Source organism: Rhizobium sp. LC145, from assembly GCF_001005825.1.
GTDB lineage: Bacteria > Pseudomonadota > Alphaproteobacteria > Rhizobiales > Rhizobiaceae > Neorhizobium.
Genome location: NZ_LBHV01000001.1, coordinates 514,440 through 530,590, shown reverse-complemented (window position 1 = coordinate 530,590; position 16,151 = coordinate 514,440). Strand labels below are relative to the sequence as shown.

General features: G+C 62.8%; 16 protein-coding genes. 7 read left to right on the top strand and 9 right to left on the bottom strand.

Going from position 1 to position 16,151, the window contains the following annotated elements; translation table 11 throughout:
* Window positions 1–35: 35 nt before the first annotated feature.
* Window positions 36–926, bottom strand: a complete 891-nt coding sequence (gene serB / locus YH62_RS02725) for a phosphoserine phosphatase SerB (protein WP_046792599.1) — start codon at window positions 924–926, stop codon at window positions 36–38.
* Here serB and miaA point away from each other — a divergent pair, their 5' ends adjacent.
* On the top strand, window positions 927–1,817 hold the full coding sequence (miaA, locus tag YH62_RS02720; protein ID WP_046792598.1) for a tRNA (adenosine(37)-N6)-dimethylallyltransferase MiaA: 891 nt from the start codon (window positions 927–929) through the stop codon (window positions 1,815–1,817).
* A 9-nt stretch (window positions 1,818–1,826) separates the two neighbouring features.
* Here miaA and YH62_RS02715 read toward each other — a convergent pair whose 3' ends face one another.
* Window positions 1,827–3,911 (bottom strand): ATP-binding protein, encoded by a 2,085-nt coding sequence (locus YH62_RS02715; RefSeq protein WP_046792597.1) that lies wholly within the window; start codon window positions 3,909–3,911, stop codon window positions 1,827–1,829.
* A 380-nt stretch (window positions 3,912–4,291) separates the two neighbouring features.
* Here YH62_RS02715 and YH62_RS02710 point away from each other — a divergent pair, with 380 nt between their 5' ends.
* Together YH62_RS02710 and ilvN are read left to right on the top strand one after the other, a co-directional pair.
* Window positions 4,292–6,070 (top strand): acetolactate synthase 3 large subunit, encoded by a 1,779-nt coding sequence (locus tag YH62_RS02710; RefSeq protein ID WP_046792596.1) that lies wholly within the window; start codon window positions 4,292–4,294, stop codon window positions 6,068–6,070.
* 49 nt (window positions 6,071–6,119) lie between these two features.
* The gene (gene ilvN / locus YH62_RS02705) at window positions 6,120–6,692 is read left to right on the top strand and encodes an acetolactate synthase small subunit (protein ID WP_046792595.1); all 573 of its coding nucleotides are present in this window, start codon (window positions 6,120–6,122) and stop codon (window positions 6,690–6,692) included.
* A 3-nt stretch (window positions 6,693–6,695) separates the two neighbouring features.
* Here ilvN and YH62_RS02700 read toward each other — a convergent pair whose 3' ends face one another.
* Complete coding sequence (locus YH62_RS02700) at window positions 6,696–7,541, bottom strand: aldo/keto reductase (RefSeq protein ID WP_046792594.1); 846 nt, start codon at window positions 7,539–7,541, stop codon at window positions 6,696–6,698.
* Window positions 7,542–7,707: 166 nt separating this feature from the next.
* Here YH62_RS02700 and YH62_RS02695 point away from each other — a divergent pair, with 166 nt between their 5' ends.
* The gene (locus YH62_RS02695; protein WP_046792593.1) at window positions 7,708–8,301 is read left to right on the top strand and encodes a LysE family translocator; all 594 of its coding nucleotides are present in this window, start codon (window positions 7,708–7,710) and stop codon (window positions 8,299–8,301) included.
* Entirely contained in the window at window positions 8,301–9,089 is a 789-nt protein-coding gene (locus YH62_RS02690) for a DUF4239 domain-containing protein (RefSeq protein ID WP_046792592.1), read from the top strand. Before YH62_RS02695 ends, YH62_RS02690 begins: the two co-directional genes overlap by 1 nt.
* A 94-nt stretch (window positions 9,090–9,183) precedes the next feature.
* On the opposite strand, the gene YH62_RS02685 is transcribed toward YH62_RS02690, so the two are convergent.
* The 4 genes from YH62_RS02685 to YH62_RS02670 all read right to left on the bottom strand — a co-directional run bounded on the left by YH62_RS02685 (window position 9,184) and on the right by YH62_RS02670 (window position 12,117).
* Window positions 9,184–9,969, bottom strand: coding sequence for an anti-sigma factor (locus YH62_RS02685; RefSeq protein ID WP_046792591.1), 786 nt, complete (start codon window positions 9,967–9,969; stop codon window positions 9,184–9,186).
* A complete protein-coding gene (locus YH62_RS02680) occupies window positions 9,966–10,517 on the bottom strand; it encodes an RNA polymerase sigma factor (RefSeq protein ID WP_046792590.1) in 552 nt (183 codons plus the stop codon). Before YH62_RS02680 ends, YH62_RS02685 begins: the two co-directional genes overlap by 4 nt.
* On the bottom strand, window positions 10,501–10,875 hold the full coding sequence (locus YH62_RS02675; RefSeq protein WP_046792589.1) for a lipoprotein: 375 nt from the start codon (window positions 10,873–10,875) through the stop codon (window positions 10,501–10,503). Before YH62_RS02675 ends, YH62_RS02680 begins: the two co-directional genes overlap by 17 nt.
* A gap of 102 nt (window positions 10,876–10,977) precedes the next feature.
* Complete coding sequence (locus YH62_RS02670; RefSeq protein WP_046792588.1) at window positions 10,978–12,117, bottom strand: mandelate racemase/muconate lactonizing enzyme family protein; 1,140 nt, start codon at window positions 12,115–12,117, stop codon at window positions 10,978–10,980.
* A gap of 137 nt (window positions 12,118–12,254) precedes the next feature.
* Here YH62_RS02670 and YH62_RS02665 point away from each other — a divergent pair, with 137 nt between their 5' ends.
* Window positions 12,255–13,382, top strand: coding sequence for an ATP-dependent RecD-like DNA helicase (locus YH62_RS02665; protein ID WP_046792587.1), 1,128 nt, complete (start codon window positions 12,255–12,257; stop codon window positions 13,380–13,382).
* Between the two features lie 104 nt (window positions 13,383–13,486).
* The gene (locus YH62_RS02660; RefSeq protein WP_046792586.1) at window positions 13,487–14,239 is read left to right on the top strand and encodes a pyridoxine 5'-phosphate synthase; all 753 of its coding nucleotides are present in this window, start codon (window positions 13,487–13,489) and stop codon (window positions 14,237–14,239) included.
* Here the strand turns inward: YH62_RS02660 and YH62_RS02655 are convergent.
* Window positions 14,236–15,174 carry a bifunctional helix-turn-helix transcriptional regulator/GNAT family N-acetyltransferase gene (locus tag YH62_RS02655; protein WP_046792585.1) on the bottom strand — a complete coding sequence of 313 codons (939 nt, stop codon included), beginning with the start codon at window positions 15,172–15,174 and terminating at the stop codon, window positions 14,236–14,238. The genes YH62_RS02660 and YH62_RS02655 overlap by 4 nt on opposite strands.
* 57 nt (window positions 15,175–15,231) lie before the next feature.
* Entirely contained in the window at window positions 15,232–16,119 is an 888-nt protein-coding gene (locus YH62_RS02650; RefSeq protein ID WP_046792584.1) for an SDR family oxidoreductase, read from the bottom strand.
* Window positions 16,120–16,151 lie beyond the last annotated feature (32 nt).

Here is a 16,151-nt window from a genome sequence, read left to right as displayed (position 1 = left end):
TTTTGTAATGCTTCAACGGCGATGAATGATGGTATTCATGGCGTCACGAAATCCGCTTTCCTGTAGCCCTGGATGTAGAGAAGGGCGGTGAGGTCGCCATGGTCGACGCGCATCTTTGCCTGAGCGGCGACGGTGGGTTTGGCGTGCAATGCTACACCGGAGCCGGCAAGCCCCAGCATGCCGAGATCGTTGGCGCCGTCGCCGACGGCGATCGCGTCTTCCGGCGTGATGCCGAGCCTTTCGCTGATCTCGACCAGCGCGTTGATCTTGGCCTGCTTGCCGAGGATCGGTTCGGCCACCTCGCCGGTCAGCAGCCCGTCCTTCTCGATAAGGAGATTGGCGCGGTTCTCGTCGAAGCCGAGGCGCGCCGCGATGCGGCTGGTAAACACGGTGAAGCCGCCGGAAACGAGGGCCGAATAATGCCCCTTCGCCTTCATGGTGGCGATGAGCTCCGGTCCGCCGGAGGTGAGCGTGATACGCTTGGCGATCACGTCATCGACTACGGAAACCGAAAGGCCTTTCAGGAGAGCGACACGTTCCCGCAAGGCGGGTTCGAAGGCGATTTCGCCGTTCATGGCCCGCGCGGTGATCGCCGCGACCTTCTCTTTCAGGCCAACCACGTCGGCGAGCTCGTCGATGCATTCCTGCCCGATCATGGTGGAATCCATGTCGGCGATCAGGAATTTCTTGCGGCGGGTTTCGGCCTCCTGCACCACGAGGTCGATCGGGCTTGCGGCGATCACGGCCTGCAGATTGGCTTCGGCCGCCCGCGGATCTGCGCCGTCGCGCAGCGCGAGATCGCAGGCGATGCCGTTCGCAAGCCAGTAGAGACCGGCGGCATTCACCGCCTCGGCCGCCTTCTCCCCAAGCGCGGGTGACAGAATGGGGTTTGACGGATGGGCGATGAGCGTGGCAACGAAAGCCATATGGAAGACCTTTTGGATAATGCGGACGCGATCCTGATAACCGGGCCGACGGCGAGCGGCAAGTCGGCGCTTGCCGCGCGGCTCGCCGAAGAGCAGGGCGGCGTGGTGATCAATGCCGATAGCATGCAGGTCTACGATACATTGCGGGTCCTCACCGCAAGGCCGTCGGACGAGGAGATGCGCGGCGTGCCGCATCTGCTCTATGGGCACGTGCCGGCGACGCGCGCCTATTCCACCGGCGAATGGCTGCGCGACGTCTCGGCCGTTTTGACGGAGTTGAAGGCAGAAGGCAGGCTGCCGGTGCTGGTCGGGGGCACGGGGCTCTACTTCAAGGCGCTGACCGGCGGTCTCTCCGACATGCCGGAAATCTCGCAGGATATCCGTTGCCGGGTGCGCCTGCGCTTGAAGGAAGTGGGGCCGGAGGCCCTCCATGCCGAACTCAGCTTTCTGGATGCGTCGGTCGCGGCAAGCCTCGAACCCAAGGACGGTCAGCGGATCGTCCGCGCGCTCGAGGTCCTGGAGGAGACGGGCCGTTCGATCTCGCAGTTTCAGGATAGGCGCGGCCCGATGGTCATCGATCCGGCGCGGGCGCGCAAGATCGTCGTGCTGCCGGATCGCACGCTTCTGCACGAGCGGATCAATCGCCGTTTCGAGACCATGCTGGAGACCGGCGCGGTCGAGGAGGTGAGGGCGCTTCTCGCTCTCGATCCGGCACCCGATCTACCGGTGATGAAGGCGATCGGCGTGCGGGAGATCGCCGAAATGCTGGAAGGCGGGATGACGAGGGAAGAGGTCATCGAAAGAGGCTCGGCGCTGACGAGGCAGTATGCCAAGCGCCAGATGACCTGGTTCCGCAACCAGATGGACGAGAGCTGGGAACGGCTGGGGTAGTCGGCCCGCTCAATCCTTGTCGTAGAGGCTGCTCAAGGGCCGCTTCAGCAGGCTTTCCCGCAGCGAACCCTCGCGTCTCGGCAGGGGAGCGCGTGGGCCGTCTCCGCCCGGCGAAGGGGGCTGAGCGGCAGGCTCGGGAAAGCGCTGCTTGCGCAGTTCGGCGAAGCGATCGGGCCATGGCGTCGAAGGCTGCTTGGCAGAGGCATCGCCGCGGGGCAGCATGTCGGGCCTGTAGGGCTCTATCCGCGGGGCCTCGGGGCTCCCTGACGGGTCGGCGGTTGGTCTCGAATCGCCATGCATCTCGCGATCCCAACGCTCGAATTCCTCGTCGCTTGCCGGCGGAAAGTCATGGACTTCCGGGCTGCCTTCGAAGGCCAGATTGTCCGGTGCGGTCGCCGCCTCGTAGCGGCGCTGGAAGGTGGAAATGTCCGGGCCGCTTATCGCGCGCATGCGGGTAATGACCGCGCGCAGATCCACAGTGTCCGGCGTCTCTTCCGTTTGCCTTTCTGCTATCCCATGCGCCTTCGGCAGGTGCAGGCGGTCGACGCGCGAAAAACGCATGCGCATCGGCACGGAAATCGCCTCGCCGAAGGCGATCGCCTCGCCGTTGCCGATCGAGGAGAGGAAGCTCGTCGTGGAGATGGAGGAATTCGGGATCGCGGACTTGATGATTTCCTGGTCGCGCTCGTTGGAAAGCCGCATGGCGAACACTGTCGAGCATTGCGAAAGAATCGTCTGGTCGAGCTCGCCCGGCCGCTGGGTGATGATACCGAGCGACACGCCGTATTTGCGGCCCTCCTTGGCGATTCGGGAAATGGCCTGCCGGGTGGGGAAGAAACCGAGTTCCCGGTCGGCGGGCACATAGCGGTGCGCCTCCTCGCAGACCACCAGAACATGGATCGCGCCATTGCTCCAGAGCGCGATCTCGAACGCCATGCGGCAAAGCACGGACGCGACCGAATTGACGACCTCGGAAGGGATGCCCGCAAGCTGGAAGGTGGAAATCGGCCTGTCTCCGCCCGGAATGCGGAAGATATGCGCGATCGTCTCCATGATCGTGTCGCTGATCGTATTGTTGGAGAACATGAAATGATAGCGCGGATCGTTGATCGCCGACATGATCCGCACCTTGAGCGAGCGGAGGGACGGCTTCTCGCCGCGTCCTTCCAGCCGTCCGATGCGTTCGTCGATGAAGGCCAGGAGGTCCGCCACGCGATAGGGAACCGGCGTGTCGGCGGTGATCGAGCTCCGCTCCACGCTGCGCCGCGCCGGCGAGCCCTCGCTGCCCCGGAAGGCGCGCTTGGCCTCGGGAATGAGATCGCGCAGGATATCCATCTCCTCCGAGACCGGCGGGCGGCCGCGGAACACCACTTCCGCGAATTCGTCGAGCTTCATCAGCCAGAAGGGCAGGTCGAGCTTGTCGGTATCGATGACGACGGCGTGGTCCGGAAAGGCGGCCGCGAATTCGTTATGTGGATCGAGGATCAGCACCCTGAGCTTGGGGTCGGTTTCGATCGCCTTGTGCAACAGCAGCGAAACGGCCGTGGACTTGCCCACGCCCGTCGAACCCACGATCGCGAAATGCTTCGACAGCATCGATGGGATGTGGATCGTCGCGTCTATGGTCTCGTCCTGGGTGATCTTGCCGATGACGCAGGTGTCGCTCTTGCCGGTGTCGTAGATGCGCAGCAGGTCGGACGCGCGGATGCGGTGGGCCATGGCGCCGAGATGCGGATAGCGCGATATGCCGGTGGAAAACTCGTCCCGGCCATCCGGGCGCGTGCGGACCTCACCCAGAAGCTCGACTTCGATATGGAAGCTGTTGTCCTCGCGCTCGCTCCAGTCCTGACGGCTGGTCTGCATGGAATAGGCGAGAGCCACCACCCGGTTTTCCCCGACCGCGATGGAGATGAGGCGGCCGACGGACCAGAGTTCCGCAACCTCCGTGTCACCATCCGCGGCAATAGCCGCGATCGTGGCATGCGATCCGCTGCAGGCGACGACCCGGCCGAGCAGGCGGTCGCCGGCCTTTTGAAGATCGCGCCGGTCGTGCTCGCCGGCCGAGATGGAACGATGGAGGTCGTTGTTCAGCAAAACTGGCCCCTGTCGCTGGGGTTGGCTTGCGGCTCGTCAGCGAGCTCGCGCTATCCCTTGAAATGCCGGGAATTGTATCGCCGCCGGTTTAACAAGTGGTGTAGCGGGCGGCGGTTCGGCCGCCGCGAAAAAATCGAGGTGGCATTTTTTGACGCAGGGCCAAGTTGACGAATGCCGATTATGTGGCTAACACTTCGCACCATGAAGATTTCGAGCGCACTTATTGTGGTGGGACCGCGCATGGGCAGGATGGTGTAACCATCCGGCGACAGCCACCCATGCGCGGAAAGACAGGCTCCTCAAGGGGCCTTTTTTTATGCCTTCAATCCGGCTCGCAATGAGCTTAATGCACCAAAATCACCGGCGAATGGACGAGAGCAATGACGGATACTGACAATCGCATGACGGGCGCGGAGATCGTTCTGAAAGCGCTGAAGGACAACGGCGTGGAGCATATCTTCGGCTATCCGGGCGGCGCCGTGCTGCCGATCTACGACGAGATATTCCAGCAGGACGATATCCAGCACATTCTCGTGCGGCACGAGCAGGGGGCCGGCCACGCTGCCGAAGGCTATGCCCGCTCCACCGGCAAGGTCGGCGTCATGCTCGTCACCTCCGGCCCCGGCGCGACCAATGCGGTAACGCCGCTGCAGGACGCGCTGATGGATTCCGTTCCGCTCGTCTGCATTTCCGGCCAGGTCCCGACCACGCTGATCGGCTCCGACGCCTTCCAGGAATGCGATACGGTGGGCATTACCCGCCCCTGCACCAAGCACAACTGGCTGGTCAAGGACGTCAACGAGCTTGCCGGCATCATCCACGAGGCCTTCCGTATCGCCCAGAGCGGGCGGCCCGGTCCTGTCGTCGTCGATATCCCGAAAGATATCCAGTTCGCGACCGGCACCTATACGCCGCGTCCGGAAACGCCCGTCAAGTCCAGCTACCAGCCGAAGGTCCAGGGCGATCTCGGTGCGATCCAGGCGGCGGTCGAGCTGATGGCCTCGGCGCGCCGGCCGATCCTCTATACCGGCGGAGGCGTCGTCAATTCCGGTCCGGAAGCGTCGCGGCTGCTGCGCGAACTGGTGGAACTCACCAATTTCCCGATCACCTCCACGCTGATGGGGCTCGGCTCCTATCCCGCATCCGGCAAGAACTGGCTGGGCATGCTCGGGATGCACGGCTCCTACGAGTCCAACATGGCCATGCATGATTGCGACGTCATGGTCTGCATCGGCGCCCGCTTCGACGACCGCATTACCGGCCGGGTCAACGCGTTCTCGCCGAACTCCCGGAAGATCCACATCGATATCGATCCGTCCTCGATCAACAAGACCGTCCGGGTCGACCTGCCGATCATCGGCGACGTCGGGAGCGTGCTGGAGGATATGGTCCGCCTGTGGCGGGCGCTGCCGAAGAAGCCGGAAAAGGCGCAGACCCAGGAATGGTGGGCGCAGATCGAAAGCTGGCGGGCGCGCAAGAGCTTCTCCTACAAGAACTCTTCGGACGTCATCATGCCGCAATACGCGCTGGAGCGGTTGTTCGAGGCGACCAAGGGCAAGGATACCTACATCACCACCGAGGTCGGCCAGCACCAGATGTGGGCAGCGCAGTTCTTCGGCTTCGAGCAGCCCAACCACTGGATGACCTCCGGCGGCCTCGGCACCATGGGTTACGGCCTGCCCGCCGCACTCGGCGTCCAGGTCGCCCATCCGGAGGCGCTCGTCATCGATATTGCCGGCGACGCGTCGATCCAGATGTGCATCCAGGAAATGTCCTGCGCCATCCAGCACAATCTGCCGGTCAAGATCTTCATTTTGAACAACCAGTACATGGGCATGGTGCGCCAGTGGCAGCAATTGCTGCACGGCAATCGCCTGTCGAACTCTTATACCGAAGCCATGCCGGACTTCGTGAAGCTGGCGGAAGCCTATGGGGCAGTCGGCCTCTATTGCGATGATCCGAAGGAACTGGACGACAAGATCGAAAAAATGATCGCGGTCGACAAGCCGGTGATCTTCGATTGCCGGGTGGCCAATCTCGCCAACTGCTTCCCGATGATCCCCTCGGGCAAGGCGCATAACGAGATGCTGCTGCCGGACGAGGCGACCGACGAAGCGGTAGCGACGGCGATCGACGCGAAGGGGCGCCAGCTCGTCTGATGCGGGCTCGCTTTCTTGAACTGAATTCTAAGGAAACGGACCCAAGATCATGAATGCCCATCAACAACCGACCGGCTCCGCCTATTTCATTTCGCCGGAGACGGAAAAGGTCGAGAGCCATACGCTTTCGATCCTCGTCAGCAACGAGCCGGGCGTGCTCGCCCGCGTCATCGGCCTTTTCTCTGGGCGAGGCTACAATATCGAGAGCCTGACGGTTTCGGAAACCGAGCATGAGGCTCACCTTTCGCGCATCACCATCGTGACACGCGGAACGCCTCATGTGCTTGAACAGATCAAGGCGCAGCTCGAGCGGATCGTGCCGGTGCACCGCGTCGTGGACCTCACCGTGCGGGCGCGCGATCTCGGCCAGGAACGGCCAATCGAGCGCGAGGTGGCGCTCATCAAGGTGGTGGGGCAGGGCGAACGCCGCGCCGAGACGCTTCGGCTTGCCGATGCCTTCCATGCCAAGGTGGTGGACGCCACCGTCGAGCATTTCATTCTGGAGATCACCGGCAAGTCCTCCAAGATCGACCAGTTTGTGGCCGTCGTGAAGCCGCTCGGGCTCGTGGAAGTGTGCCGCACCGGCATCGCGGCCATGAACCGCGGCCCGCAGGGGATGTGAGCTTCAGATCATCTCCAGCGGCTTCTTGCCTCGGGGCGGCGGAAAGGCGCGATCCAGCGCCGCCCAGTCCTCCTCGCTGATCTCCAGCGATATCGCGTCGCGATTCTCCTCGACCCGGTCCGGATGGGCCGTCTTGGGAATGGCGATCACGCCCTTGCGCTTGACGAGGAAGGCAAGCGCCACCTGCGCCGGGGTCGCCTGATAGGCCTTGGCGATGCGGATGAGTTCGGCATTGCGGGCAAGCCGCCCCTGCTCGATCGGCGAATAGGCCATCACGGGAATACCGCGTTCCTGGCACCAGGGCAGGAGGTCGTATTCGATACCGCGGCGGGAGAGATTGTAGAGCACCTGGTTTGCCGCGCAGTTTGCGCCCTCCGGCAGCTCCATCAGTTCCTCCATATCGTCCAGGTCGAAATTGGAGACGCCCCAGGCGCCGATCTTGCCCTGTTGCCTCAGCGCCTCGAAGCCGGCGACGGTTTCTCCGAGCGGATGCTGGCCGCGCCAGTGGAGCAGGTAGAGATCGATGCGGCCCGTGCCCATTCGATCGAGGCTGCGCTCGCAGGCGGCGATCACCCCGTCACGGCTGGCATTCCAGGGATAAACCTTGCTGACCAGGAAGACCTCGTCGCGCCGGCCTTCGATAGCTTTTCCGACGACGCGTTCCGAACCGCCTTCCGCATACATTTCCGCCGTGTCGATCAATGTCATGCCGAGATCGATGCCGCGTTTCAGGCTTTCCACCTCGATTTCGGCCTTGCGCGGCTCCTCGCCCATCTGCCAGGTGCCGAGGCCGAGCGCCGGAACCTTTATGCCTGAAGGAAGGGTGACGGTGGGGATCGGATCGGACATCGCGGACCTCGGGCTTGAAGGCGGAAATCGTCCTAACATAAGACTTTCGATCCTGCCGCCAAGCCCGCTTGCCGATCGAGAGAATCGCGCTTACACCCCAATCATAGTCATCCGGCGAACGAGATGGCCCGCAAAAAGCTCATCATATTGGCGCTACGGAGTACTCATGTCGCTGGAAACCCTTCTGGCCCTGTTCCTGTTCGCCTTCACGACCTCCATCACGCCGGGGCCGAACAACATGATGCTGTTCGCATCGGGCGTGAATTTCGGCTTTCGCCGCACCATTCCGCACATGTTCGGCATCGGCGCCGGCTTCTTCTCGCTCCTGATCGCCGTGGGTCTCGGGCTCGGCGCGCTGATGCAGAGCGTGCCGCTCCTCTATACGGTGCTGAAGTTCGCGGGCGGCGCCTATCTCTTGTGGATCGCCTGGAAGATCGGCACGTCGCGCAGCCTTTCCGAAGGCGAGGCGGCAGCCCGGCCGATGACATTCCTGGGCGCGGCTGCATTCCAATGGGTCAATCCCAAGGCCTGGGTGATGGCCGTCACCGCCATGGCGACCTATACCGATCCCGCCTATTACCTGCCGACCGTGCTGATGGTGGGCCTGGTCTTTGCCGCCGTCAACGTTCCGAGCGTCTCCACCTGGGCGGGCTTCGGCTCGGCGCTAAGGGAATGGCTGTCGGTGCCTGTGCGGCTTAAATGGTTCAACATCACCATGGCGGTCTTGCTTGTCGCGAGCCTCTGGCCAATGTTGAAGTGATGAGCGACTTCCTGACCTCTCTTGCGACCGGTATCGGTTTCGTCCTGGCGACGATCGCTCTGGTGCTCGGCAGCTATTTCATCGCGCGAAAGCTGCTCCATCCGGGGTACGAGGGGGACAGGACATGGGACGTGGCCAACAATGTCGCGGTCAGGATCGCGACATTGCACGGGTTGATCCTGGGTCTCGTCTATGCACAGGAGCTTGACGATTACAAGGGCGTGCGCGCCACGCTGACCGACGAGGCGATCGCCATCTCGGATGTCTATCACGATGCTGGGCGCTATGGCGGCGTGATCGTCGCACCGTTGCAGGAGGGGCTGGCGCGGTATCTGGCGGTCGTCGTGGATGAGGAGTGGCCGCTGCTGGCGCAGCATCAGGGCCTTTCCGCAAAGGCCTGGATGATATGGGATGAGGTTTACCGACGCCTGCTGGACCTCTCTCCGACGACGGACCGCGAGCGATATCTGAGCCAGCGCATGAAGGATCGGATCGCTTCCATCGCGCGTTACAGGCAACTCCGGGAGGCCACCTCGGTCAGCCGCTTCTCCGGCCTGTTCTGGGGACCGGCCCTGATCGGCCTGATTCTGGTCTCGGCCGCGTTCTACGTCTCCCGCCCGACGCGGACGCATATAGCGCTGCTATCGCTGTTCGGCGCTTACTCGGGCGTCATCCTCTTCTTCATCTTCGCTTTCTCCAACCCCTATGCCAATCCCGGAAAGCTGGAGCCGCGGCCTTTCGAACACCTGATCCGGGGAGAGATCGGCAGGAGCCTGCCGGCAGGTTAGGACCAATCGACATTCAGGGTTTGGAGCGCGTTTCAGGGAGCGCCGCGCCCGAAACCTGATTGTCGATTGGCCCTAAGCGGTGCTATTCGCCTCTTCATGACGGAAACTGCCGGTAGCATTCCTCCGCCACCTGTCGCAGCACGTCGCGCGGCACCTCGCCGGTGACCGCATAGCCGAGGTCGCCGTCGATCCAGTAGAAGGTCTCGACCTCGCCCACGGAAGCGAAGCGGAAGCTCGTCGTCCTGTTTTGCGAGTTGCGGCCGAGCAGCACCGTCAGGCGCTCGCCGGCCTGGTCCTCGTACATGAACATGGCGCCGGGCTGGCCGTCCACCGGCAGCAGCCGGCCGCCGACCAGTTTGAAGCCGAGCCTCTGAAGGTTCGGAACCTTCAGATCGTCGATGGCGAGCCTCTTGCCGAGCCAGGTGGCGAGATGCGCTTCCTCTTCGGCGAACACTTCCACCGGATGCCTGACCTCGCCGGCATAGACGAGGAAGGCGGTCTGCGCCTCCTTCGGCAGGATCTCGGCATAGGTGAGTTCGATCTGCGGCTGGCCGAGCAATCGCGGAGCAAAATGGCCGCTCAGCGCTCCGATCGCGAAGATCGCGGCCGCAGCGCCCGCAAGCTGCAGGCGCCTGGCGGACGAGGTCTTCTTCGGAGCTGCGCCACGGGCAATCAGCCGAACGTCGTTCTCCATGCTTTTCGCATGCCCTGCGAAAGCGGCGCGTATCCGGTCGTTCTGCGTCTTCCAGTCGGCGATCATCGCCGCGGCGTCCGGATTGGCGGCAAGCCAGCTTTCGATGCGCGCGCGCTCTGCCTCGTCGAGAAGCCCGTCGACATAGGCATGCAGTTCCGCTTCGCTCACGCGTGCCTCTTCGTTCATCTTGGTCTCCGCAGATGAATGACGTTTTCTTCCGCGAGTTGTTCGCGCAGCATCTGGCGTGCGCGCGACAGACGCGACATCACCGTTCCAATCGGAATTTCCAGCATTTCGGCGACTTCCCGGTAGCCATATCCCTCGACCGCCACCAGCATCAGGACGGCGCGCGCATCGGCCGGCAGCGCCTCGAGCGCCAGCGAAAGCCGCTTCATCTCCAATGGATCGCCGGGACCACCCGCCGTCATTGCCTCGGCCTCCTCGATGCCGACGGAAGGATGCCGTCGCAGCGTGCGGCGCCGGTTGAGGTGGAGATTGGTCATGATCCTGTAGAGCCAGGACTTGAAGTTGACGCCGCGCCATTGGGCACGGCTTGAAAGCGCCTTCTCGACGCAATCCTGCAACAGGTCCTCGCCCTCGCTGTCGGAGCGCGTGAGGCTGCGAGAATAGCGCCTCAGCGACGGCAGGAGCGCGAGCATATGCGCCTCGAAGGAAACCGGCGCGGAAGCAGCCGCCCCGTGCGCCGGTTCGGCTTCGTCAGGGTTTCGCGACATCCCAGACACCGCCCACGCCGTCGCCGGTGACATCGCCTTCCTTGGTATCCTTGACCCAGTAGTAGAGCGGCATGCCGTCCTTGGCCCATTGCTTCGACCCGTCCTTGCGGGTCACGAGCGAGTATGCGCCTTCTTCGGTCGCGTTGCTATCCGCCATCAGCGGCGGCCAGTTGGTGGCGCATTTGTCGTAGCAGTTGGACATGCCCTTCTTGTCGTTGCGGAAGGTATAGAGCGTCATGCCGTTTTCGCCGGCAAGCACTTCGCCCTTCTCGGACTTGACGGTCTTGACCGGCGGGGCGGCAAAGGCCGCGGTGGCCAGCGCAACGAATGCGAAGGGCAGGAGAATGAGGGTTTTCATGGGGGTCTCCTCTCAAGTGTGAAGGCGGCTTTTTCCTGCCGCCCATGTCGAGACACCGAAGGGGAGGGTTTTATTCCGTACCGACCTGAGATTTTTGCAGGTTTATTTGCTGCCGCCCTTGAAGGATTTCTTCAACTCCACCGAATTCGTCCGGCAGGCGTCAAGCGCGCTTCGGCTGAACGCGATGCCGTGGCCCGGCACATCGAGCGGCGTTCCTACGCCGTCCCTCGTGAGGATCGGGTTTTCGATGAGGCCGAGTTCGGTGAAGCTGCCACCCACCACGTCCTCCAGCATGTAACCGTTCGGCACGCCGCAGAGGAGCGGCAGCGAAATCTCCATCATGTAATGGGGCGCGATCGGCTTGCCGAAGCTGCCGGCGAGATGCGCGACCTTGAGCCATTCGGTAATGCCGCCGACGAAGGCGACATCTGCCTGCACCACGTCCACGGCGCCGGCCCTGAGATAATTGAGGAACTGGTATTTGCTGTAGAGGCTTTCTCCGAGCGCGATCGGCGTCTTGCTCGAGCGTTTGAGGTCCGCGTGACCCTGGACATCGTGATAGAGCAGCGGCTCTTCGATCCACTCGAGATTAAATTGCTCGAGCCGGCCAGCGGCCTGGATCGCCTGCGCGGCGCTCCATTTCTGGTTCAGGTCGACCATCAGGCGCACATCGCACGGGAGCAATTCGCGGAGCCTGGCCAGGCGTTCGATATCGGCCTCCAGGTCGGGCTTGCCGATCTTGATCTTGATCGCCTTGTAGCGCCGGGCGAGATAATCCCGGGCGCGGGCCAGCAGATCCTCGACACGGTCGCTTTCGGAAAGATTGATCTCGCTGATATAGGCGGGGATGCTTTCGCGCGCCGCGCCGATGAGCTGGTGCAGCGGCTGGCCCTTGTGCTTGCCGATAATGTCCCAGATCGCGATATCGATGGCGGCGATGGCCATCGAATTGACGCCGAGGCCGAGCCGCCGCGACTGGTTCGAAAGCCTCGTCCAGACCTGTTCGTAGGCGAGTGGATTCATTCCGATCGCAAGCCCGGAAAGATAGTCCTCGATAAGCGTGTGGATCGCGGTGCCGCCGATATCGACGCTGTAGCTGAAACCGGTGCCGGTGATGCCGGTGTCGGTCGTGACCTCGACGACGACGAATTCGAGCGCCTCAACCTTGTTGGTGGCATCTTCCCAGGGCGAGGCGGGCGGCAGCCTATGGACGCTGGACGTTATGCTTTCGATTCTCATCATGCTCCTCCGTTTGCCAATCCATTCCACACCCATCCGCCGAGTACAACACGCTCGGGCGACCATTCGCCCTAGCTGTTTTGATCCTCTTTCGTTCTTTTCGGTTGCGCCTGCGGCCCGAATCCTGCCAAGTCGCTCCCATGCAGTTCGCACCCCAACAGGACGAGGCTCTGAAAGCCGTTTCGCAATGGCTGAAGGAGGGGCGCAGCCAGGTTTTCCGCCTGTTCGGCTATGCCGGCACGGGGAAGACGACGCTTGCCCGCTATTTCGCCGAGCATGTGGACGGCGATGTGCTGTTCGCGGCCTTCACGGGCAAGGCGGCGCAGGTGCTGCGCTCGCGCGGCGCCCGCAACGCCAAGACGATCCATTCGCTGATCTATCGCCCGCGCGGCGAAGAGGCGGTCGAGAACGAGGAAACGGGTAAGACCTCCATCTCGCCGATGTTTTCCATCAACCGTCAGAGCCCTGTCGCAAAGGCCGCGCTCATCGTCATCGACGAGTGCTCGATGGTGGACGAACAGCTCGGCCGCGACCTCCTGAGCTTCGGCACGCCGATCCTGGTGCTCGGCGACCCCGGCCAGTTGCCGCCCGTGACCGGCGGCGGCTTCTTCACCGAACAGGAGCCGGATTACCTGCTGACGGAAATCCACCGCCAGGCGCGCGACAACCCGATCATCAAGCTTGCCATGGACGTGCGCGAGGGCAGGGAGCTGATGTATGGCGACTACGGCACGGCGCAGGTGATTTCCCGCAACGAGGTCAACCAGACCCTCGTGATGGAAGCCGACCAGGTGCTGGTTGGCACCAACAGGACGCGCAAGCGCTACAATCAGCGTCTGCGGGAGCTTAAGGGTTTTTCGGCGGAATACCCGCAATCGGGCGACAAGCTGGTCTGCCTTCGCAACGATCCGGCCAAGGGGCTGCTCAACGGCTCGCTCTGGCAGGTAATGAGTTCCTCGCGCGAGACGGTGAAGCCCGGCATTAACCTGATGATTCGCCCCGAAGATGACGACATGGATCGGGGTGCTGCCAAGATAAAGCTCTTGAAGGCCGCCTTCGAGGATCAGGAAACCGAGATCCCCTGGTCCACCAAGAAGCGCTATGACGATTTCGACTTCGGCTATGCGCTGACCGTTCACAAGGCTCAGGGGTCGCAGTGGAACAATGTCGTGCTGTTCGACGAGAGCTTCGCTTTCCGCGATACCCGCGAGCGCTGGCTCTATACCGGGATTACCCGCGCCGCCGAGACGCTGACGATCGTTCGCTGATCGCTTCCATCAAAACTTTGCATGGGCGGATGGCAGAAAAGCCATTGGCCTCTACTATCTCGATGGCATAAGCAGGTCACGTCGTCTCAGATGGAACTTTCGCCATGCCCGCCAAGCTTTCGGTCAACATTAACGCCATCGCCATGCTGCGCAATCGCCGCGATCTTCCCTGGCCGAGCCTTGAACATCTCGGCCGTATCGCTCTGCAGGCCGGCGCGGCGGGGCTGACTGTCCATCCACGTCCCGACCAGCGGCATATCCGCTTCTCCGACCTGCCGGTGATCCGCGCGCTGATCGACGACGAGTTTCCGGAAGCGGAGTTCAACATCGAAGGCTATCCGAGCGAGGATTTCCTGGCGCTCTGCGAAAGAACCGAGCCGGAGCAAGTGACGCTGGTGCCGGACGATCCCGCCCAGGCGACCTCGGATCATGGCTTCAATTTCCGCGCGCAGGGCGAGTTCCTGAAGCCGATCGTCGCACGGCTGAAGGCGAAGGGCGTGCGCGTGTCGCTCTTTGCCGATGGAGATGGCGATGTCGAGGCCGTCAAGCTTGCCAAGGCGACCGGCGCGGACCGCATCGAGCTTTATACCGGGCCCTATGGCGGCTGCTACGACAAGCCGGAACTCGCGGCGGAAATCCTCGAAAAACTGGGGCGGACGGCCGATGCGGCGGCGGCCGAAGGGCTTGCCGTCAATGCCGGCCACGACCTGACTGTCGCCAACCTGCCGGCGCTGGCGAAGCGCATTCCGACGCTCGCGGAAGTCTCGATCGGCCACGGCCTGACCGCGGACGCGCTGGAATACGGCATGGCGGAAACGGTGCGCCGCTTCCGCCATGCCTGCGGTCAGAAAGTCTAGGCGGAAAGCCTTGCCTCGCTGAGGTCGAGAACCCAGGTCTGCCCGTTGCATTCCGGACCGAACATGGCGTGCTTCTCTTCGAAAACCAGCCGGAAGCCGGCCTTCCGGTAGATGTGAATTGCCGCCGTCAGGACGTCATTGGTCCAGAGCGAGAGCTGGCGATAGCCAGCAGTCTTTGAAAAGCGGATGCATTCCTCGACCAAGGTTCGGCCGAGGCCGAGTCCACGCGCTTCGGGAGCGAGATAGAGAAGACGGAGCTTGGCGATGCCGTCTCCGCCATCCGCGGCCACGATCGAACCCACCCTCTGGCCGTCGCGCTCGGCGATCCAGCAGCGTTCGCGTTCAGGGTTGAAATTCGTCAGGAACTTGCCGGCCACTTCGGCAACCATGCCTTCGAACTTTTCATTCCAGCCGTATTCGGCCGCGTAGGCCTTGGCTTGCGCCTCGATGATCCAGCCGATATCGCCGATCCGGTGGGGGCGAATGATCGCCGGACCGGCCGGCATTGACGGGTCGAGAGTTGCGCGGATCGTGTTCATCGCGCCGATTAGAGCCTGACGGCGGGTATCTTCGACGTTATCGAGGTCCGCGGCGATCTGCCGGCGGGAAAGCTCGCCAAGCATTTCGAATTCCGCCTGTCCCCTATCGGTGACGATGAGAATCTGGCTGCGCCCGTCGGCGGGATCGGGCTCGCTTTCGATGAAACCTGCCTCGCGGAACTTCTTCAGGATGCGGCTGAGATAGGCCGGATCGAGACCGAGTTCGCGATTGAGTTCGGTTGCCGAAAGTCGCTTTCGGGCGCCGATCTCATAGAGGATGCGCGCTTCGGTGAGCGTGTAATCGGTATCGAGATAACCCTTGGCCAGCAGGCCGAGCTTGTTCGTGTAGAAGCGGTTGAAGCCGCGAACGGCGTCCAGCATGGCGATATCGGTCATGGACAGAGCCTCCCTTTGGAGACTCTGTCTGATATTTATTGGACTTAGTCAAATACTTTATGCGGCGAGGAGCGCTGCTTTGTGTTCCGCGAAGTAGGCGCTGAGAGGTTGAGGCTTCACGCCCGTCAGCTTCTCGAAATCCCCGGTCACCAGATCGAAATTGCCGGCCCGGATATTGGCGTCGGTCGAGACCAGCATTTTGACGACGAAACCCGGTAGCCCGGCACCGATCAGACCTTGCTCGAGTTGCTCGTCACTCGCATGCACGACCTCCAGCGGCTTGCCGGCGGCGGCCGAAACAGCCGCGGCGATCTCCTCCGCGGTATGCGCCTGCGGTCCGGTGAGCGTCAGCGTCTGGCTGCCGGCAGGCGGGTTGGCAAGTGCTGCGGCGGCGGCACGGGCGCAGTCGTCGCGGGAGATGTTGGAGACCCGGCCCTTGCCGAATGCGGTATACCATTTGCCGGCCTGGAGGTTGTGCGGCATGGAGTGCAGGTAGTTGTCGTAATACCAAGCATTGCGCAGGATGGTGTAGGAGAGGCCGCTCGCCTTGATCGCTTCCTCCGTGCCGAGGTGGTCGGGCGCGAAGGAGATGAGCGATTTGTCCGGATTCGGCATGGAGGTGTAGACGACGTGCTTGACGCCCGCCTTGGCCGCCGCCGAGACGGCGTTGCGGTGCTGGATCAGGCGCTTGCCAGGATTGGCGAGATCGTCGGTGGAGATGATGAGCACGCGGTCAGCTCCCTTGAAGGCGGCGACGAGGCCGGCTTCGTCATCGAAATCGGCCTTGCGGGTTTCGATGCCCTTTTCGGCAAGGCCGGCAAGCTTTTGCGGATCACGGCTTGCAGCGATGATGTCGCTGGCGGGCACCTTGGACGTTTCCAGGAGGTGACGAATGATCGACTGGCCCAGTTGGCCGGCGGCGCCGGTGACGAGCAGCTTGCTCATGAAATCTTCCTTTTCTGGCGGCCGCTTGCACG